This is a genomic window from Kitasatospora sp. NPDC059973 (assembly GCF_042737525.1).
Taxonomy (GTDB): Bacteria; Actinomycetota; Actinomycetes; order Streptomycetales; family Streptomycetaceae; genus Kitasatospora.
Window position 1 is genome coordinate 1 of sequence record NZ_JBHWUI010000078.1, and the last position, 17,303, is coordinate 17,303.

At 71.4% G+C, this 17,303-nt stretch carries 18 protein-coding genes and 2 pseudogenes; 7 read left to right on the plus strand and 13 right to left on the minus strand.

Annotation, left to right across the window (positions count from 1 at the left end):
- Positions 1-176 precede the first annotated feature (176 nt).
- The 3 genes from ACFWA9_RS21630 to ACFWA9_RS21640 all read left to right on the plus strand — a co-directional run bounded on the left by ACFWA9_RS21630 (position 177) and on the right by ACFWA9_RS21640 (position 2,978).
- Positions 177-875: a FadR/GntR family transcriptional regulator gene (locus ACFWA9_RS21630; protein WP_380389009.1), complete on the plus strand. Its 699-nt coding sequence runs from the start codon at positions 177-179 to the stop codon at positions 873-875.
- Positions 876-954: 79 nt separating this feature from the next.
- A complete protein-coding gene (locus ACFWA9_RS21635) occupies positions 955-1,980 on the plus strand; it encodes a sugar ABC transporter substrate-binding protein (protein ID WP_380389011.1) in 1,026 nt (341 codons plus the stop codon).
- 569 nt (positions 1,981-2,549) lie between these two features.
- Positions 2,550-2,978, plus strand: coding sequence for an STAS domain-containing protein (locus tag ACFWA9_RS21640; RefSeq protein WP_380389013.1), 429 nt, complete (start codon positions 2,550-2,552; stop codon positions 2,976-2,978).
- A gap of 901 nt (positions 2,979-3,879) precedes the next feature.
- On the opposite strand, the gene ACFWA9_RS21645 is transcribed toward ACFWA9_RS21640, so the two are convergent.
- From ACFWA9_RS21645 to ACFWA9_RS21665, 5 genes are all read right to left on the minus strand, one after another.
- On the minus strand, positions 3,880-4,890 hold the full coding sequence (locus ACFWA9_RS21645; RefSeq protein WP_352293383.1) for an aldo/keto reductase: 1,011 nt from the start codon (positions 4,888-4,890) through the stop codon (positions 3,880-3,882).
- Positions 4,891-5,054: 164 nt separating this feature from the next.
- Positions 5,055-5,375, minus strand: coding sequence for an integrase core domain-containing protein (locus ACFWA9_RS21650; protein ID WP_380389015.1), 321 nt, complete (start codon positions 5,373-5,375; stop codon positions 5,055-5,057).
- A complete protein-coding gene (locus ACFWA9_RS21655) occupies positions 5,356-5,487 on the minus strand; it encodes a hypothetical protein (RefSeq protein WP_380389066.1) in 132 nt (43 codons plus the stop codon). Before ACFWA9_RS21655 ends, ACFWA9_RS21650 begins: the two co-directional genes overlap by 20 nt.
- Before the next feature lie 1,082 nt (positions 5,488-6,569).
- The gene (locus ACFWA9_RS21660) at positions 6,570-7,451 is read right to left on the minus strand and encodes a hypothetical protein (RefSeq protein ID WP_380389017.1); all 882 of its coding nucleotides are present in this window, start codon (positions 7,449-7,451) and stop codon (positions 6,570-6,572) included.
- A gap of 33 nt (positions 7,452-7,484) precedes the next feature.
- Complete coding sequence (locus ACFWA9_RS21665; RefSeq protein ID WP_380389019.1) at positions 7,485-8,018, minus strand: YbhB/YbcL family Raf kinase inhibitor-like protein; 534 nt, start codon at positions 8,016-8,018, stop codon at positions 7,485-7,487.
- A 97-nt stretch (positions 8,019-8,115) separates the two neighbouring features.
- On the opposite strand from ACFWA9_RS21665, the gene ACFWA9_RS21670 reads away from it, so the two are divergent.
- Complete coding sequence (locus ACFWA9_RS21670; protein ID WP_380389021.1) at positions 8,116-8,841, plus strand: GntR family transcriptional regulator; 726 nt, start codon at positions 8,116-8,118, stop codon at positions 8,839-8,841.
- A gap of 200 nt (positions 8,842-9,041) precedes the next feature.
- On the opposite strand, the gene ACFWA9_RS21675 is transcribed toward ACFWA9_RS21670, so the two are convergent.
- Positions 9,042-9,347 carry a helix-turn-helix domain-containing protein gene (locus ACFWA9_RS21675; RefSeq protein ID WP_380389023.1) on the minus strand — a complete coding sequence of 102 codons (306 nt, stop codon included), beginning with the start codon at positions 9,345-9,347 and terminating at the stop codon, positions 9,042-9,044.
- Between the two features lie 64 nt (positions 9,348-9,411).
- Between ACFWA9_RS21675 and map the strand changes: the two genes are divergently transcribed.
- Both map and ACFWA9_RS21685 read left to right on the plus strand, forming a co-directional pair.
- Positions 9,412-10,194: a type I methionyl aminopeptidase gene (gene map / locus ACFWA9_RS21680; protein WP_329491918.1), complete on the plus strand. Its 783-nt coding sequence runs from the start codon at positions 9,412-9,414 to the stop codon at positions 10,192-10,194.
- A gap of 304 nt (positions 10,195-10,498) precedes the next feature.
- On the plus strand, positions 10,499-10,729 hold the full coding sequence (locus ACFWA9_RS21685) for a hypothetical protein (RefSeq protein ID WP_380389025.1): 231 nt from the start codon (positions 10,499-10,501) through the stop codon (positions 10,727-10,729).
- A gap of 103 nt (positions 10,730-10,832) precedes the next feature.
- Here the strand turns inward: ACFWA9_RS21685 and ACFWA9_RS21690 are convergent, their stop codons facing one another.
- From ACFWA9_RS21690 to ACFWA9_RS21715, 6 genes and pseudogenes are all read right to left on the minus strand, one after another.
- Positions 10,833-11,072 carry a hypothetical protein gene (locus tag ACFWA9_RS21690; protein WP_380389027.1) on the minus strand — a complete coding sequence of 80 codons (240 nt, stop codon included), beginning with the start codon at positions 11,070-11,072 and terminating at the stop codon, positions 10,833-10,835.
- Positions 11,069-11,353, minus strand: coding sequence for a hypothetical protein (locus tag ACFWA9_RS21695; RefSeq protein WP_380389029.1), 285 nt, complete (start codon positions 11,351-11,353; stop codon positions 11,069-11,071). The genes ACFWA9_RS21690 and ACFWA9_RS21695 overlap by 4 nt, the downstream gene beginning before the upstream one ends.
- 15 nt (positions 11,354-11,368) lie before the next feature.
- Positions 11,369-11,452: pseudogene (locus tag ACFWA9_RS21700) on the minus strand (hypothetical protein); the annotation flags it as partial.
- 12 nt (positions 11,453-11,464) lie between these two features.
- Complete coding sequence (locus tag ACFWA9_RS21705) at positions 11,465-12,439, minus strand: hypothetical protein (RefSeq protein ID WP_380389031.1); 975 nt, start codon at positions 12,437-12,439, stop codon at positions 11,465-11,467.
- 99 nt (positions 12,440-12,538) lie between these two features.
- Positions 12,539-12,595 (minus strand): annotated as a pseudogene (locus tag ACFWA9_RS21710) (hypothetical protein); the annotation flags it as partial.
- Positions 12,583-16,164 (minus strand): DNRLRE domain-containing protein, encoded by a 3,582-nt coding sequence (locus ACFWA9_RS21715; RefSeq protein WP_380389062.1) that lies wholly within the window; start codon positions 16,162-16,164, stop codon positions 12,583-12,585. The gene ACFWA9_RS21715 and the pseudogene ACFWA9_RS21710, both read right to left, overlap by 13 nt.
- On the opposite strand from ACFWA9_RS21715, the gene ACFWA9_RS21720 reads away from it, so the two are divergent.
- Positions 16,121-16,246, plus strand: coding sequence for a hypothetical protein (locus ACFWA9_RS21720; RefSeq protein WP_380389033.1), 126 nt, complete (start codon positions 16,121-16,123; stop codon positions 16,244-16,246). The two genes, ACFWA9_RS21715 and ACFWA9_RS21720, sit on opposite strands and share 44 nt — an antisense overlap.
- Before the next feature lie 35 nt (positions 16,247-16,281).
- Here ACFWA9_RS21720 and ACFWA9_RS21725 read toward each other — a convergent pair whose 3' ends face one another.
- A complete protein-coding gene (locus ACFWA9_RS21725; RefSeq protein WP_380389035.1) occupies positions 16,282-17,238 on the minus strand; it encodes a hypothetical protein in 957 nt (318 codons plus the stop codon).
- Between the last annotated feature and the right edge of the window lie 65 nt (positions 17,239-17,303).

The following is a 17,303-nucleotide window of genomic DNA, read 5'->3' on the forward strand; positions in this document are numbered from 1 at the left end:
CCGCTGCGCGTGGGGCGTGCAGCGGTTGGGCGGGCCCCCACAGCCTTCGCCCCGCGCCCGGGGGGGGGCCGGCCCACCGGGGACCGGTCGCGCCGCTTCGGCCTCCCCTTCCCCGCCTCCGGCCCCCGCTCCCCCCGACCACCACTCCCATGACGGCACGCAGGAGGCGAACACCTATGGCGGTAACCGACCGGGCCATCGAGAAGATCAAGGAAATGATCGTCTCCGGCGCCCTGCCGCCCGGCGCGAGACTCCCCAGCGAGGCCGATCTCGCCGAACAGCTCGGGCTGTCGCGCAACTCCCTGCGCGAGGCCGTCCGGGCGCTCACCGCGATGCGGCTCCTCGTCCCCAGGCAGGGCGACGGCACCTACGTCTCCGGCCTGGAACCCCACCTCCTGCTGGAAGCCATGGCCTTCACCGCAGACGTCTCCCACGGGCACACGGCCTGCCAACTCCTGGAGGTGCGGCGCCTGCTGGAGCCGCAGGCCACCGCCCTCGCGGCCGGCCTGCTCACCGACGAACGCCTGCGGACGCTGCGGGCCGTCCTCGACCGGAGCGCCGCGGCCGCCGGCATCGAGGAGTTCATCGAGCTGGACATCGAGTTCCACCGCACCATCGCCGATGCCGTCGGCAACCCCGTGCTGTCCACCCTGCTCGGCATCCTCTCCACCCACACCCAGCGGCTGCGCATCGTGCGCGGTACGCACGACACCTCCGCCCGCGCACAGGCCCAGCGCGAGCACGAGGCCATCTGGCGGGCCCTGGCCAACCGCGATGCCGTCCTGGCCGCCAGTGCCAGCACCGTGCACGTCGCCGCCGTCGAGGACTGGCTGGCCGCCGGCACCGACCCCCTGGCGCTCGGCACCATCGCCTGACGGCGACCGCCGGCTCCCGCACATCCCGTTCCCATCTCCCTCGGTACGCACGACCCCACCACTCAGAACGGTCTGACACATGAAGAGCCGCACCACCCGGACCACCTGCGCCGGCTGCATCGCCGTGTTGCTCGCCGGCTGCGGGGGCACGGATGACCCCGGCAACTCCCGCCCGCAGATCGCCATCGACATCCCCCGCGCCGACTCCGACTTCTGGAAGGCGTACGCGAAGTACATCCAGCAGGAGATCAACGACCAGCAGCTGAGAGTCCTGCCCCCGACCCATTCGGACGGCGACGAGGCGACGTTCGCCGCCAACGTCCGCTCACTCGCCGGCCGGCATCCCAAGTCCATCGTCATGGCGCCGCAGAACACCATGACCACCGATACGACACTCTCCGAGCTGTTCCGTGCCAACATCCACGCGATCAGCGTGGACACCGAACCGGAGCACGGCACCGTGTACATGGTGGTCCGCACCGACAACCGCTCGTACGGCACCAAGGCCTGCGAGTTCCTCGGCAAGCAGCTCGGCGGCAAGGGCAAGGTGGCCGAACTCCAGGGCGCGCTGACCTCCATCAACGGATACGAACGCTCCGAGGGGTTCGCCGCCTGCATGAAGCGCAACTTCCCCGGCATCCAGGTGATCGCGCTGGCCACCGACTGGAAGGCCGACGTCGCCTCCGAGAAGCTCCAGGCCACCCTCGCCGCCAACCGGGACCTGAACGGCATCTACATGCAGGCCGGCGGCGTCTTCCTGCAGCCCACCCTCGCCCTGCTCCAGCAGAAGGGCCTGCTCAAGCCCGCCGGCCAGCCCGGCCACATCGCCATCGTCTCCAACGACGGCATCCCCGCCGAGCTCAACGCGATCCGCAAGGGCGACATCGACGCGACCGTCTCCCAGCCCGCCGACCTCTACGCCAAATACGCCCTCTACTACGCCAAGGCCGCCGCGGAAGGCAAGACCTTCCAGCCCGGGCCCACCGACCACCGGTCGACCATCATCCAGCTGCCCAACGGCATGGAGGACCAGCTCCCCTCGGCCCTGGTCACCAAGGAGAACGTGGACGACCCGTCGCTCTGGGCCAACCACGCCAAGGGCTGACCGGGGCGGGCCTCGGGACCGGGTCTCCCGGACGGTCGTCGGTCCGCAGGAGGCCCCGCGCCGCGTGGGCGCCGGCCGCCTCACCCGGCGGCGACGGCGCCGATCGACCGCTCGGCGGCAGCCGCCGCGGCCACCCCGGGAAGTGCCGGCGGGGCGGCCCGAAACGAGGCGGCTGCCGAGTCCCGTCCGCACGGCTCCGCCCCGGGCCGTGCCCCGAGCAGCGATCTAGCTAGTTGTCACCGAGCGCACTGCGCGACCTGCACGTCGCCCTGTTTCGGTCGCGCTAGCTGTCACCAGTTGGGCGGCCTTGTTGTCACTTGTCTCACGTGGTGGTGGTTGTTGTCACCGGCGGTAGAGCGGCTGGGAACGACCACCCCGCCGTCTCACAGGCACCGCGCCCGGCCATCTGCGCGGGGTACAGTGAAACCGCAGGCCGGTGTCCAACTCAGGGCCCGGCCGTGCTCTCGTCGTTCGCAGCTCCCGTTCCCGGAGTCCCCTCCTTGGGCGGCTGTCTCGGCGTCGCTCTCCCTCTGTACTTCCGGGCCGACGCGGCGGGGCGAGGAGCGGCCATGCTCGCCAGCCCAGCCCGTGCCCACCCTGCGGCCAGCTTTCCGTCGCTGCCGCCGGCCCTGACGTCGTTCACCGCCCGGATCGGCGCCACCGGCGTCTGCTACCTCGCCGGCGAACTTGACGACGACACCCGCTCCGCCGCGGCGTCCGCCCTTCGCCGCGCGCAGCTCTTCCGGCCGGAGCGGCTGTGTGTCGTGCTGACCCGCATCACTTTCATGTCCGCTGCGGGCCTGAACCTCCTGCTGGAGGCCCGCCGCCACCTGGCCGTCAACCACGCCCAGCTCTACCTCGTCGCCCCCAGCGCCCGCGTCACCCGCCTGCTTGACCTCACCGAGACCACCGGCCTGTTCCCAATGATCACCACCGTGCCGCTGCGCGCCTGCCCGGTGGCATGGCTTGGAAGCGGCCGGGTGGCCGCCGGGTCGTAGCGGCCAAGGTCCAGCACGGCGACCACCCGGCGCCGGGGCCCTCCGCGTCGCCTAGGCCGTTGCATCGACGGCCTGACCGATCCGGCCCCGGCCTGACCCCTCCGACACAGGCGGAGGCGGCGGGTGCGATCAGCACCCGCCGCGCAGTCCTGCCCGGTGAAACCTGACAGCGGGGACGAGCAGGATCACCGCGAGCACCGGGACGAGCAGCACGATCCGGGGCAGGTGCGCTCATCCGAAGTGCCCTCTCCCGTCCAATCTGCCCCGTCCACCAGCCGCGCGAAGTAGTCGGGCGTGTGCGAAATCCGCCGAGTCGCCCCCTGCCATGTGACCCGGAACGGCTGCGAGGCAACTCCGGCCACGTGCCGGTCGTGATCCAGCAATATCAGCTGGTCCCGCTCCAGCCACGACCCGAACCCCACTATTGAGCCCGTGGTCGCCGCCCAGTACCAGCCCGGGACGTGCCGCTGCCCGGGCGGCCATCGCGAACATCGGTTCGATGTGCGGCAGCCGGACCCGGGCCGATCCTCGGGGCGCCATGACTTCCAGGATGAGCCGTCCGGCGCCCGCACGGGCCCCGGTACCCGCCGGACGGCGCACTGCGGCCGTCGGCGCGCGAGCATGGAGGGGTGAGCACGGTCGGCCCCCGCTCAGGCGTCCGCCAGTAGGTGCTGCCAGTGCTGGCGGCAGGCAGGGCCGCGTGGCCCGCTCCGCTCGCGCCCTCCTTCTCCATGAAGGATTCGACGAGATCCGCCACCACTGCACCGGCCACTGACGCTGCCCACCACGGCGCGGCCGCGCCGCGGGCAGATCATGTAGTTGCGCGCGACCGCCCGCAAGCACCGCCGGACCCAATAGGGCCGAGGCCAAGGACTCGTCGAAGGCCCGACGGTAGCCCGGACTACCGGGAGCCCGCCGCAGGGCGCGACTTGTAGAAGGACTCCTCCAAGTAGGCGGCCTCATGCGGCTGGTAGGGCTCCTCCAAGTAGGCGGCCTCGTCTCCGTCGAGTTCGACGTCCACCGCGGCGACCGCGTCGGCCAGCTGGGCCGGCTTGGTGACCCCGACGATGGGCGAGGTCACCGCCGGATTGCGCATGACCCAGGCCAGGGCGACCTGGGCCGGGGACAGGCCCCGCTTGCCCGCGATCTCGTGGACGCGCTCGGCCACTGCCTGGTCCCCGTCGCGGTAGAGGATCCTGCCGCCCTCGTCGGTCTCGGCACGCGCCGTGGCCGTGTCCCGGACCCGCGTCAGCCTGCCCCGCGCCAGCGGGCTCCACGGGATCACGCCGATGCCCTGGTCAGCGCAGAGCGGGAGCATCTCCCGCTCTGTTTCCCGGTGGATGAGGTTGTAGTGGTCCTGCATCGACACGAACCGGGTCCAGCCGTTCAGGTCAGCCAGGTACAGGGCCTTGGCGAACTGCCAGGCGTACATGGAAGAGGCTCCGATGTAGCGGACCTTCCCGGACTTGACCGCGTCGTGCAGCGCTTCGAGGGTTTCCTCGATCGGGGTGTCGTAGTCCCAGCGGTGGATCTGGTAGAGGTCGATGTAGTCGGTCCCCAACCGCTTCAGGGAGGCGTCGAGCTCGGCGAAGATCGCCTTGCGGGACAGCCCGGCGCCGTTCGGGCCGGGGCGCATCCGCATCCAGACCTTGGTGGAGAGAACGACCTCCTCGCGCCGGGTGAAGTCCTTGACCGCCTGACCGACGATCTCCTCGCTGCTTCCGGCACTGTACCCATTGGCCGTGTCGAGGAAGTTGACGCCGCCCTCGAGGGCCTGCTTGATGATCTCCCGGCTGGCGTCCGCGCCCAGCGACCAGGGCTCGCCGCCCCGGTCCGGCTCGCCGAAGCTCATGCAGCCGAGGCTGATGGCGGAGACTTCCAGACCGGTCGTTCCGATTCTGACGTATCGCATACTCCGGAACTTAGGAGTTGGAGTGCGTTCTAACGCAAATTCGGAGGCGTGGGGCATGCGCGTCCTGACAGCCTTCGACCGTTTCGGTCAGACGTACCGGAGAACCCAGTAGTAGCGAGTAGCGAACTGACATGAGCCTTCCCCCAGGAGGTGGACACCGAGTTTCATACGGCGAGGGTGATCCTACGGGACGCCGCTGTCTGCTGTTCGAACTGGATCGGGCTCAGGTAGTCGAGCGTGGAGTGGCGTCGGCGGAGGCTGTAGAAGGAGATCCAGCGGAACACGTCCAGCCTCGCCCGGTGCCGGTCAGCCCAGCGCTCGCCGTGCATCAACTCCCTTTTCAGGGAAGCGAAGAAGCTCTCCGCAGCAGCGTTGTCGTAACTGGAGCCGACCTTCCCCATGCTCCGCCGGACGCCGTGGCGCCGGCAGAGTCCCGCGAACTCGGCCGAAACGTAATGGGTGAGTTCAACCGGTCGTTGCAACACCGGGCTGTTGTAGTGAGCGCAGCTGCTCCTCGAAGACCTCGGCCGGGGTCTTCCAGCCAAGGATCTTGCGGGGTCGGTTATTGATCGCCAGGGCGACGGCTTCGAGGTCCACGGCGACCCCGTCGGCTCCGGACACCGCCGTACCACCGACCGGCAGCCAAGCCCGCACCGGCCACTGGCATGAAGGGAACCCCGTGTGGGCGACGATTCGCACACTCGGCCGTTCCCCCTGGTGTCTTAGGGCGCGACCGTGAACTGAATGCCCGTCTCCCCTGCCACCGCCCTGGTGCGCCGCATCGCCGAGCCGTTCCGGCCATGCCCGCCCCTGGTGGACTGGGCTCGGGCTCTGGGACCACGGTCGCCGGTCGCTACAGGCCGGCGGCCAGCGCATCGTATACATACTTTGCTGTGTCCAGGCCGCGCGGTCTCGCCTCCGAGGGCGCGGGGGCGGGCGGACCCGGGGTGTTGATGTTTACCTCGTAGGCCACCTGCACGAGCAGAGCTGCGGTGCGGTCGCCGGGCTTCCTCCGGCACCGCGCGCGGCACTTTGTCCAAGGGAAATGCGTGGCCGACCAGTGCGGCGGACCACCGCGCGACGCACTCTGCAGGGTCTGTCCATAGGCGCGCTGCGCGCTGCTGGGACTGTCCACCGCGCGCGGGCCGGCGCGCGGTGCGGGCGAACGTGGGCCTTGTAGAAGTCCTCGAACGCGGCCAGCGGATCGTCGTCCACCGCGTCCAGGAACGCCCGCGCGGCATCCGCGGCGGCCTTCGCGCACCGCAGCACCTCCGCCCGCGCGCCCTCCAGGCCGTCGTCCTCGGCCTTGTCGCGGGCCGCCGCGGACTTGCACTTCGGGGAGCAGTAGATCGCCCGGCGCCCGCGCCTCCCAGCTCCGCACCGGCAACGCACCCCGGGCGATGGCCACCTGGCGCAACCTCACCATCGGCGCACTCCGCCTCGCAGGCATCCACGGCATCGCCGCCGCCCTGCGACGCAACGCCCGCGACCCACAGCGACCACGCGCCCTCCTCGGGCTTACATGATCACGAACCGGACATCACGCGACTTCGCCGAGGCCCTGCCCCGAACCCGCCTTTGAGTGAGAACGGGTTCTGCGAACCGAACTGGTACTTCACGGTCTCCGTACGACTTTGTTTGATCTTGCTCTGGGAAAGGACCGTTTATGCGAGATCAGACTATCCGCGAACGGCCTGAAACGTCCCTGCTGCGGTAAATGCGTGGGTGATCGGCGAGATGAGCGAGGCGAAGCGGCGGGCGCCTGCGTTGCCGATCGGTGCCCATAGCGCGGCGCAGTGCCGGTCCGTCTCCACTTCGATGCGCTCGCGCGCCGCACTGCCGGCGTCGGTGACCACGCCGTGGGAGTCGAGCCAGCCGCGCGCGACGAGGCGTGCCGTCGCCGCGCTCCACTCCTCGTCGTCCCACCGGCGGGTCGCTCGCGCCAGAGCCGTCGGGAGGCGGCCGGTCGCGGTGTGCAGAACGAGACAGTCGCACGGCCCGAGGCCGTTGTCGGCGAGTACGACGAGATGGGCGTCGCCGCGCCACTCGCGCGCCACCGTGATCTGCTGCCAGAGTGCGACGAGAGGATCGGGAGGAAGCACGACCGAGGCGTTCGCGGCGGCCAGCACTTTACCGGCGTAGTCGGCACCGGCGACGACCGGGTCGATCAGCGAGCGTGCCTCGGCAAGGTGGTCGTCGATGAGATGTACGCCGACGCGCAGCATCGCCCGGCCGGCGGCCAGGAAGCGGGCGGCCTGCCACCGCTCGGGCGGCGCGGCGTCCCATACACCCGCCATGGCCCGCGCTGCCCGCGGGCTGAAGTTGTAGAAGGCCGCGAGCGTGACCTGCCACGGAACTGCGCCCATCGCGGCCGACCGGAAGGCCAGATACGTCGGTCCGCGGTCGGTCACGCCGAGCTCGGCCGCCTCCTCGGCGGTCTCGGGGACGAGATATATGAACAGGTGAGCGGCGCTGATGGCGCGGCTGACCTCACGGACGGCGTTCAGGTCCATCGGGCCGTCGCCGGTACGGGCGGAGTCGGGAAGGGCATCGAGGTGCATGGCGGTGGTGTCTCCGGGAGTCGGGTGGCGCTGTCAGGCGCGTGTTTCAGCGGTGGCGGTCAACACCGCGCGTCCAAGGGTGTGACCGGCCATGGTGAAGCCGAGGACGGCCGGCGTGGCATCGGCCGGGACGCCTGTCGAGGGGATGTCGAGGGCGTGCACGACGACGAAGTAACGGTGCGGGCCGTGTCCGGCCGGCGGGGCGGCACCGATGTAGCGGGCCACGCGGGCGTCGTTGGGCAACTGGTAGGCGCCCTCGGGCATCTGTGAGCCGGTGTCGCTACCGGCGCCCTCGGGCAGCTCGGTGACGGTGGCAGGGATGTCGGCGACCGCCCAGTGCCAGAACCCGGACCCTGTGGGGGCGTCGGGGTCGTAGACGGTGACGGCATAGCTCTTGGTGCCGTCCGGGGCGCCACTCCAGGACAGCTGCGGGGACGTGTCCTTCCCGCCGGGCAGGCCGGAGGAGTGCTGCGCGGGCGGCCACGCGGCGCCGTCGGTGACGGTGGTGCTGGTGACGGTGAACGAGGCCGCCTTGGGGAGGCGGGCGAAGGGGTCGTTGGCAGACACAGCGGTCTTTCCTTTCCGGACGAGGACGTCCTCATCGGCTACTGAATCGACCATAACACGAATAATCGATTATCTAAGGATCGTCTAGGATGGGCTCATGAACCAGACTGCGCACTCCTCGACCCCGCCGCCGGGGAAACAGATGCTTTCCGAGCAGGTCTACGCACACCTGCGGGACGCGATCATGCGTGGGGACCACTCCCCTGGCGCCCCTCTCAAGCCGCAGGATCTTGCCAAGGAGCAGGGCGTGAGCCTGGCCGTGGTGCGCGAGGCGCTCGTGCGGGTGGTCGGCGAGGGGCTCGCCGACCGGTTGCCCAACCGCGGTTTCGCCGTCCCGTCCTTCTCCGACCGCCGCTGGCAGGAGATCGCGGAAGCCCGTCGGACCGTCGAACCGGTCGTACTGCGCATGTCCATCGAGCGCGGCGACGTCGACTGGGAGGCCCGCGTGCGGGCCGCCCACCATCGCCTGGTGCGCACTCCGGCATTCGCGCCGGAGGAGAGCGAGTACTACACCGGCGCTTGGGCCGACGCTCACAGAGCCTTCCACCGCACATTGCTGGAGGGGTGTGGCAACCGCGCGCTGTTGGAGACCTTCGACCGGTTGTGGACCCAGAGTGAGCTGGCCCGCCGTTGGTCGGCGCACCGCAATCCCGACCGGGACGGCGCCAAGGAACACCGCCGGCTGGAGGAGGCGGTGCTGGCCCGTGACGCCGACACCGCAGCCGCGGTCCTGGTCCAGCACCTCACTTTGACCGCGGCTGCTCTGACCGACGGTTCAGGCCAGGCCACCCAGGCTTACGCCACGACAGCGAGGTCGAGGTGAGAATTCAAGTCCAGCTCGAACCGGCCGTAGGGGTTCACGTGGGTCGGAACTGCTTCGAGGGCCTGGGCCCCCGGGCCACAGTGGCGATCGCACTGGCCGGTCTCGTGCACATCGCCGTTCGCCGTTAGCCCTGTGCCGGTGATCTTGACGAGGCCACGGACAAGCTCACCGGCTCATGCGTACGTGACCTGGAGTGGGTGTTACGAAACCAGCGATGGATGCCGTGTGACAGGCAGGACCGACTGATCCTCGACGGTTCGCCCCGCCTGGTTGATCTCGACCCAGACGGCGTCAAGAGACAGACCGAGGGTGTCGGCGATCGCTGCGATGGTCGGGAAGGCGGGGGTAGCCACACGGCCGGTTTCGATCTTCCGCAGAGTTTCCGGCGAGAGATGCGAAGCGAGCGCCACGTCCAGCATCGAGCGGCGGCCCCGGGCTCGGCGGAGCAGGGCGCCAAGGCGCTGTCCGCGTTCTACCTCGGCGGGGGCGAGCGGCAACCGGACCATGACCCCATTCTAATACCGGTACAGTTAGACCGGTATAGTTATTGGACGTCCATGAGAGGCCCCCATGATCCAGATCCTGAACTCCGCGCAGCTCGAGCGGGCGAGAGACACCGGCGCCCTGGTCGGAAACATCCTGCACACGCTGAAGCAGCGCAGCACGGTCGGGACGAACCTGCTGGACATCGACCAGTGGGCCAAGGAGATGATCACCGAGGCGGGAGCGCAGTCCTGCTACGTCGACTACGCGCCTTCCTTCGGGCGCGGCCCGTTCGGGCACTACATCTGCACGGCCGTCAACGACGGGGTGCTCCACGGGCGGCCTCACAACTACACGCTGGCAGACGGGGATCTGCTGACTCTCGACCTCGCAGTGGCCAGGGGCGGGGTGGCCGCGGACGCCGCGATCAGCTTCCTGGTGGGCAAGGCCAGGCCAGCGGAGAGCGTTGCTATGATCGAGACGACCGAACGTGCACTCGCCGCCGGCATCGCCGCCGCCAAGCCTGGGGCGCGCATCGGCGACCTCTCCCACGCCATCGGCACGGTCCTCAGCAAGGCGGGCTACCCGATCAACACCGAGTTCGGCGGCCACGGCATCGGCTCGACCATGCACCAGGACCCACACGTCGCGAACACCGGACGGCCCGGCCGCGGATACAAGCTGCGCCCCGGACTGCTGCTCGCCCTGGAGCCCTGGGTCATGGCCGACACCGCCACGCTCGTCACAGACGCCGACGGTTGGACGCTGCGCAGCGCGACAGGCTGTCGGACCGCGCACAGCGAGCACACCATCGCCATCACCGACAACGGAGCCGAAGTCCTCACCCTGCCCACGCAGGCGCGATCATAAGAGGGCGCCGGGAAGGACAGCAGGATCTCCGCGTCGGGATGCTGGGGTGAGTGGCTGTTGTCCTTCCGGCCCTGAGTGCTGCGTTTCCGCTGTTCAGGCATGGGGCCGGCGGTCTCGGGGAGTGGTGACGTGTCGTGTCGTCGCCCTGGTGGAGGTCGGGGATGCCGTCGATCGTGGGGCTGCTGGAACAGCGTGAGCCGACCGCTCGCCGTCGTGTGGACGCGCTGCGAGAGAAGTGCCACGGCGAGTTGCCGACAGTCCATCGTCTCCCCGCCCGACCCGCCGCCACCGGCCCAGGATATCCATGATCCGCCGGGTAGTCCGGCGCCAGCACCGTTGGGACGAGCCCTTCCCGCCAGTGCGGCACCACCGAACCGGCCACCGCCGTCGCGGACCGCACCTGCTGCTCGCCGACCGCCACGCCGACGGCGGACTCGGCGCCCTCCTGCTCTCCTCGGCCGACCCACCGGCCACCGCGCACCCCGGCGAGGTGCTGCTGGCAGCCGACAGCACCGACTGGTGGCTGGCCGGCTGACCCGGGGCGGGCGGGGCCTCCACCGGGAGGGCACTCGGAGGTGGACGACGTACGGGTCGGCCCGTACGGGGCCGAGCGGTGGCCCGGCCGGGTGGGCGCCGGGTCAGCGACGCGTGGGACGCGAGCGCCGGAGGCGGCGCACGCCCGCCGCCGCGCCGCCCAGGGCGAGGCCGATCACCGGTGCGAGCAGCAGGGTGCTCCAGGTGCGGGTGGTGGCATCGGCGGTGAGGCGGCCGGCGAGCAGATGGGCGAGGAGGAAGGACGGGGCCAGCCAGGCCCCGTTGGTGACGGCGAGGCGCAGCGGATCGCGCCGGCGCCGGCCCGGTTCCTCCGTCGCGGTCAAATGAACCTCCTGACGACGCCGATCACCTTGTCGATGATGCGCTGGGAGACCCCGCGGTCGAAGACGAAGCCCGCGAGGCATCCTGCCACGGCCCAGACGATGCGCTGCTTCCAGCCGCCGCTGCCGCACAGGACGCCGGCGCAGGCACCGCCCGCGCAGTTGCCGATGTGCAGGGCCCACGGCGCGAGGAAGGGCACCCAGGCGGCCACGGCCGCGGTGACGGCCAGCTGGACGCCGCGGGCCACGGCGGCCTTGAGTGCCGCCTTGAGCCAGCCGGGCATCCGGCCGTTGAGGTCGGTGCAGTTGACCGGGTCGGCGTTGCAGTAGTCGTAGGCGTTGGCGCTCGCCCCCTGGACGGGGTCCGGGGAGAGGAAGCGGCCGGTGGCCGGGTTTTAGAGGCGCACCCCCATCAGGGTGAGGGCGCTCGGGGTCTCGTCCGAGCGCTGCTTGTCGCCGAGCCAGGCGTAGCGGGCGCCGCTCTGGCCGGCGCGCGGCTGGCCGTACTCGTCGTAGTCGAGGACGGTCGGCGCGACGGCCGGGTCGAGCGGGAGCTGCACGGTGATGTCCCCGTGCAGGTTGGCGAGTTGCAGGACCGCGCCGCCCGTCCTGGTGGTGGTGGCGGCGAGGCCCCCGGCGGCGCCGGTGACGTTGCGGGTGACGCTGCCCGCGGTGTCCTCGGTGATCCAGCGCGGGCTGTCGGTGTCGGACCCGTAGTGGTTGGTCCTGGCCCCGGTCCGGGTCCAGGTGCCGGCGGCGTTGGTCTCGGTGGTCCAGCCGCGCAGGCGCTGGGCCGAGTCGAAGGTCCAGCTCTGTCGGGCGGCTCCGGTGGTCTGCTGCTGGACCATGTCGGTGTTGTAGTAGGCCAGGGTGCTGCCGGGCAGGGCGGTGGTGCGGCCGAACGCGTCGTAGGCGTACCCGGGGTTCACCAGGCGGTCGGCGCTGTCGTAGGCGCTGGTCTGGCTGGTGCCCCCGTTGGTGGTGCAGGCCTGGCCGCGGGCGGCCACGGCGGTGGCCGACGCGGTGCGGTCGGTGTGGTTGTCGAAGGTGTAGGTGCGGGTGGTGCAGACCGCGTCGGTGGAGGTGTCCTGGACCTGGAGGAGGCGGCCGGCCCGGTCGTAGCCGTAGGTCTGGGCGGCGGTGACGCCGGGGGTCCCGGTGTGGGTGGCCCGCTGGCCGTGGACGGTCTGGCCGATGCCGTCGGAGACCAGCACCAGGCCGTCGCTGTGCCGGGTGTAGGTGCGGCCGGTGGTGGTACCGGTCGGGTCCTTAACGTCAGTCAGGGTGTAGCCGCCGGGCAGGCCCTGGGTGAGCGCCGCGCCGTCCGCGTCGTAGCGGGCGGTGAGGGTGCCGGCGACGGAGTCCGTCACCGAGGTCGCCTGGCCGCGCGGGTCGACGGCGGTGTCGTAGGTGTAGGTGGTGGTGGACGGGGAGCTGTCGGTGGCCTTGGTGGGCCGGGTGAGGGAGTCGTACTCGGTGGTGGTGACGGCGCCGTCGGCGTCCGTGTAGGAGATCAGGCGGCCCAGCTCGTCGTAGTCTTGGTGATCGTGCCACCGGTGGCGGAGGTCTGCTGGGTGACGGCGCCGGTGCCCGGGTGGTAGGTGGTGGTGGCGGCGGGTGCCGGGGTCCCGAGGCCGTCGATGACGGTGACGGTGGTGGGGCGACCGGCGGCGTCGGTGGCGGTGTCAGTGGTACGGGTGACGCCGTTGGCGGTCTCGGTCGTCCGGGTGACCTCGCCGAACCGCCCGTACTGGGTGGTCCTGGTCGGCAGCTGGGCCGGGTTGGAGCCGCCGCCGGTGATGCCGCCGGCAGGACCGCTCTGGCACACGAGGTCAGCCCACTCCGGGCGGTTGCCGCAGGTGCCGGCGCCGTCCGCGGTGTAGTAGGACGTCCAGGTCGCCGCCGCGTCGGAGCCGGTGGAGCCCGGCAGCCGGGTCGAGACGACGCGGCCCTGGCCGTCGTAGGCGGTGGTGGTGGTGAGGGCCAGGCCGCCGCTGTCCTTGACCTGCGTGGTCGGCACGCCGATCGTCCAGTCGAAGCCGGCGGTCCGGTCCTGCCGGGTGTCCAGCAGTTGGTCGGGCCAGGCGCGGAGCCGGGCGCCGGTGGTGGTGAGGGTGATCTGGTTCTTGATCTTGGCGGTGCCGTCGGTCGGTCGGCCTTCGTCGTACGTCTTCACGGTGTGCTGACGGCCGGGCAGCTGGCTTCCGGCCCGGGCCAGGACGGTGGCGCCGGCGGTGGCGTCGGCGGCCAGGGTCACCCGGTGCAGCGGGTCCAGGACGTCGGTCTCCTGCTGCCCGTCCGCGCTGTAGACGCTGGTGCTCGACAGGAGCTGGGCACGGTCAGCGGAGGGCAGCGTGTCGATGCCGAGGTCGGCGAGCTGGGCCCTGGCCGGGTCGGTGGCGCCGAGGGCGAGCCCACGGTTGGCCGCGGTCAGGCTGCGGACCTGGTGGCCGCGGTTGTCGTACTCCGTGGTGGTGAGGTGGTGGCCCGGGGTCGCCTGGTTGACCTGGCGGCCGGAGGCGTTGAGGTAGTCGACGGTGGCCCGGGTGTAGTCGGCCGCGGTCAGGTCGGCGGCGTCGCTGGAGGCGGGGACCCGGTCCGGCGGGAACACCGCGGTGGCGTCGGTCGGCAGGTCCGTCTGGCCCCAGGCCGCGGCCGCCGTCACCGAGAGGTCCTCCGGTGCCTTCGGCCCGGAGAGCGGGACGCCGTAGACGACGGTGCTGGTGGCGGTGCCGTTCACCGTGCCGGTGGTGCCGGGGGCGAGGGTGTCGTGCCAGACCTTGGTCAGCATGCCCGGCCCCGCGGCCGGGTTGGAGCCGACGGTGCCGTAGGCCAGCAAGGTGGCACGGGTGCCGCCCAGCTGGACGGAGGAGAGCAGGCCGTCGTCGGCGCGCTGGGTGTCGTAGCTGTACTGGCTCTGACTGCCCTGGCCCAGCCGCGAGTCCCAGGCCTGGCGCAGCCGCCCGGCGGAGTCGTAGCGGTAGGCGGCGACGTCGGTGGCGGTGGCCGCGGTGGCCCCGGGTGCGGTGCTCCAGAGCCGGACGGCGCTGACCTGGCCGGCGAAGTCGCCGAACTCGGCGCCGGTGTTGATCCCGGTGGCGGTGGTGGCGGCGGCGTAGACGAACTGCAGTACGCGGCAGCCCTTGGCGGCCGGGTTCGCCGCGCACGCCGCCGGGGTGACCGCGGAGGTGGGCGCGATGATCAGCTTCGGCCGGGCCAGCGTCCTGCCGCCGACGACGGTCGTCTCCGACACGACGCTGGTGGCGGTGTTGGCGAGGCCGCCCAGCAGGGTGGAGGTGACGGTCCAGGTGGCGGCTGCCGGGGCGACCTTGAAGAAGGTCGTGACGGTGCCCTCGGTGCCGGACAGGGTGAAGTCGCCGCCGAAGGCGCCGCTCAGGGCCAGGTCCTCGCTGCCCGGCTCCGGCACCCAGCCGCTGCCGGCCGCGTCGGAGGTGAACGCGATGGCCGAGCCGTCCGCCGCCATCACGCTGAGCGAGGTGGCGGAGGTCCTGCGGATCTCCGTGTACTCCGAGGCGGAGCGGCTCGACGACACGCTCGACACCCAGTTGGGGCCGAAGATGGCGGCCTGACCCTCCTGCGCGGCGGCGGCCTTCGGGCCGCGGGAGGAGTGCGTGCAGCCGATGGTCATGCCGAACAGCGACACGTCGGTGGCGGGGACCCGCAGATCGCCCGTGAGCAGGTTCAGCGCGCCCGGTCCGACGTTCTCGGTCGCCGCGCCGTCGGCCTTGCGGTCGACGACCACCTTGACCGGTTCGGAGGAGACGGCGGCCGCGCCCGGCCCGGTGAAGTCCGCGCGGAGCTGGACGGTGCCGTCGGGGGTGACCGTGGAGGTGGCGTTCCAGGTCAGTGCCGGGCTCCGGCCGGCGCCGAGGGCGACCGGCCAGGCCGTCAGTGCGGCGCCGCCGTTGGTGACGTCGCCCGCCGGGATCGTGGTCCATGCATCGGCGTCGGAGCGCCGCCAGGAGTAGGCCACGTGGTCGTACCGGGCGGCGTCGGCCTCGGCCAGGAGCGGGACGCGGGCCGCCGTGCGGGTGCCGTCGTTCGGCGACGTGACACCGCCCGCGCCGACCTGGAAGGTGTAGGAGAGGGCCTCGGAGCGGTTCTCCGCCCGGTCGACCGCCCGCACCTGGAGGGTGTGGGTGCCGCCCCTGGCCGGGGTGGCGGTGAAGGTCACCGGCGCGGTGGGGCCGTTGGTCGCGACCTTGGTCCAGGTCGTGCCGTAGAGCGTCCACTCCAGGGCGTTCTGGTCACCGGCCGGCGGGGTCGCGGTGAAGGAGCCGGCCTGGCCGGGGCCCTTGACCCACTGCCCCGCCGGGTAGTCGGCGGAGGACACCGCGCCGGGCGCGGACGGGGCGGAGGTGTCGACTGTGAAGGTGGCCCACGCCGACCAGCCGGTGTTGTAGTGCAGCTCGTCGTACGGGGAGGTGCGGAACTTGTACGTCCTGCCGTTGGTCAGCACCCCGGCGGGGACCTTGACGGACGCGGGCCGGCCGCTCGGCACGAACGGCGAGGCCAGGACGTTGCCGACCTGGGTGTCGGTGGCGGCGTCGAAGATCTGGAAGGTGCCGTCGACCTTGTCGTTGTTCGGGTCGACGAAGGTGTCCCGCAGCGTGGGGGTGGTGGAGTTGACCCACCAGGTACCGGCGGTGTCCTTGTAGAACGGGGAGCCGGCCTGCTGGTCGGTGCCGGTCCGCGGACGGTAGTTGTACGTCACCGTCAGCTTCGGCACGTTGGTGGCCGCGTTGGCGGAGTTCACCTCCTTCCAGTACTTGGTGTTCGTCTCGTCGGGAGCGCGCAGGCCCATGCCCGAGGTGGTGTTCTTCGCCGAGGTCCAGGTCTGCACCAGGTTGGTGACGTCGGCGGTGATCCAGCCGTCGCCGCCGCAGGCGTCCCGGCCCTTGGTCTCGGTGCCGGTGGCCTTCTTGGCGTTCCAGGAGGGCTGCGCCGTCCACCGCGAGGAGGTCGAGGCGAGACCGGTGTCCCAGACGTCCCACGCGTAGGGCTGGCAGTCGCTGTTGCCGGAGTGGAAGTTGTACAGCGACAGGTTGGCGCTGGTGATCAGCGCGTCGGCGATCGGGGCGGTGTTCCAGTTGGTGAACGACCGCGCCTGCCGGGAGGACCCGTCCGCGTTCTTGGTGCCGGAGTTGCCCCAGTAGATCTCGGTGGCGGCGGGCCAGTCGACGGTCTCGCCCTACTGCACCCGGGTGTCGAAGACGTTCCCGAGGGCGGTGGTGGACGGGTCGACGGTCACCGGGTACTGCGTCTTCGGATCCGCGAGGAACGAGGCGTCGGGGGTGAACACCAGGTCGACGCCGTCGCCGTGCTGAACGACCTTCAGCCCGACCTTCGCCTGCCGCGCGTGCTCGCCGGAGCCCTGCGCGGCGGCCGTGGCGTCCCACATCACGGGTGCGGGCAGCACGGCCCGCCTCTCGCCACTCTTCCGGTCGCTGAACAGCACGCTGCCGTCCGGCTGGGCCTCGGCCCGCATCCCCTCGGCCTTCAACGGCATCGTGTACGAGAAGCCCGCGGCGGCCGGGCGCTGCTTGAGCACCGTGTACTGCTCGAAGCCGGTCCGGGTGGCCTCGACCACCAGGTCGGCCGCGCCGTCGGCGATCGCGTCCCGGTAGGTGGCCTTCGTCCCGTCCAGGACGGGCTTGGGCAGCCCGCCCTTCCACTGGAGCTCGACCTGCTGGTCACCCTCGCCGAGGCTCACCAGCGGCCGCGCCTCCTCCGGCGCCGCCTGCGCCTGGACCAGCGACTTCACCCGGGGGCCGCCAGCGCCCGCGAGCCGCAGGCCGTTCGGGTGGGCCTTGGGCGCCACCGAACCGTCCGCGGCCGCCTGCAGACCCAGGTCGACGTCCACCCACTGACCGTCGCGCTGGTAGCGGACCGGGCCCGCGAAGAGCTCGGAGGTGAGTGAGCCGTCCTCGTTCACCCAAGTCGTCGACGTCTCCGTCCGCTCGGAGAGCGCCTCCACCCGCTGCCCCGACAGCCGGGCGGCGATCCGCGCCGCCGGGACGTCGGCGGCGGAGGTGGCTCCCGGCTTCGTGCCCTTGCCCACCGCCGGACCGCCCGCCGGCGCGGCGAACGCCACCTCGGACCCCGCCAGCAGCGACACGGCCACCGCGAGCGCCAGGGGCCCGCTCAACACGCGCATTCCCGCAGCCGGGTTCCGTCTGCGGCGCACAGGTATGTACCTGCTCATTTCCACCC

Excerpts from the sequence above, each read along its gene's own strand:
- ACFWA9_RS21630 (WP_380389009.1), top strand. The coding sequence starts at position 177 with ATGGCGGTAACCGACCGGGCCATCGAGAAGATCAAGGAAATGATCGTC.
- ACFWA9_RS21635 (WP_380389011.1), top strand. The coding sequence starts at position 955 with ATGAAGAGCCGCACCACCCGGACCACCTGCGCCGGCTGCATCGCCGTG.
- ACFWA9_RS21640 (WP_380389013.1), top strand. The coding sequence starts at position 2,550 with ATGCTCGCCAGCCCAGCCCGTGCCCACCCTGCGGCCAGCTTTCCGTCG.
- ACFWA9_RS21645 (WP_352293383.1), bottom strand. The coding sequence starts at position 4,890 with ATGCGATACGTCAGAATCGGAACGACCGGTCTGGAAGTCTCCGCCATC.
- ACFWA9_RS21660 (WP_380389017.1), bottom strand. The coding sequence starts at position 7,451 with ATGCACCTCGATGCCCTTCCCGACTCCGCCCGTACCGGCGACGGCCCG.
- ACFWA9_RS21670 (WP_380389021.1), top strand. The coding sequence starts at position 8,116 with ATGAACCAGACTGCGCACTCCTCGACCCCGCCGCCGGGGAAACAGATG.
- ACFWA9_RS21675 (WP_380389023.1), bottom strand. The coding sequence starts at position 9,347 with ATGGTCCGGTTGCCGCTCGCCCCCGCCGAGGTAGAACGCGGACAGCGC.
- map (WP_329491918.1), top strand. The coding sequence starts at position 9,412 with ATGATCCAGATCCTGAACTCCGCGCAGCTCGAGCGGGCGAGAGACACC.
- ACFWA9_RS21685 (WP_380389025.1), top strand. The coding sequence starts at position 10,499 with ATGATCCGCCGGGTAGTCCGGCGCCAGCACCGTTGGGACGAGCCCTTC.
- ACFWA9_RS21695 (WP_380389029.1), bottom strand. The coding sequence starts at position 11,353 with ATGCCCGGCTGGCTCAAGGCGGCACTCAAGGCCGCCGTGGCCCGCGGC.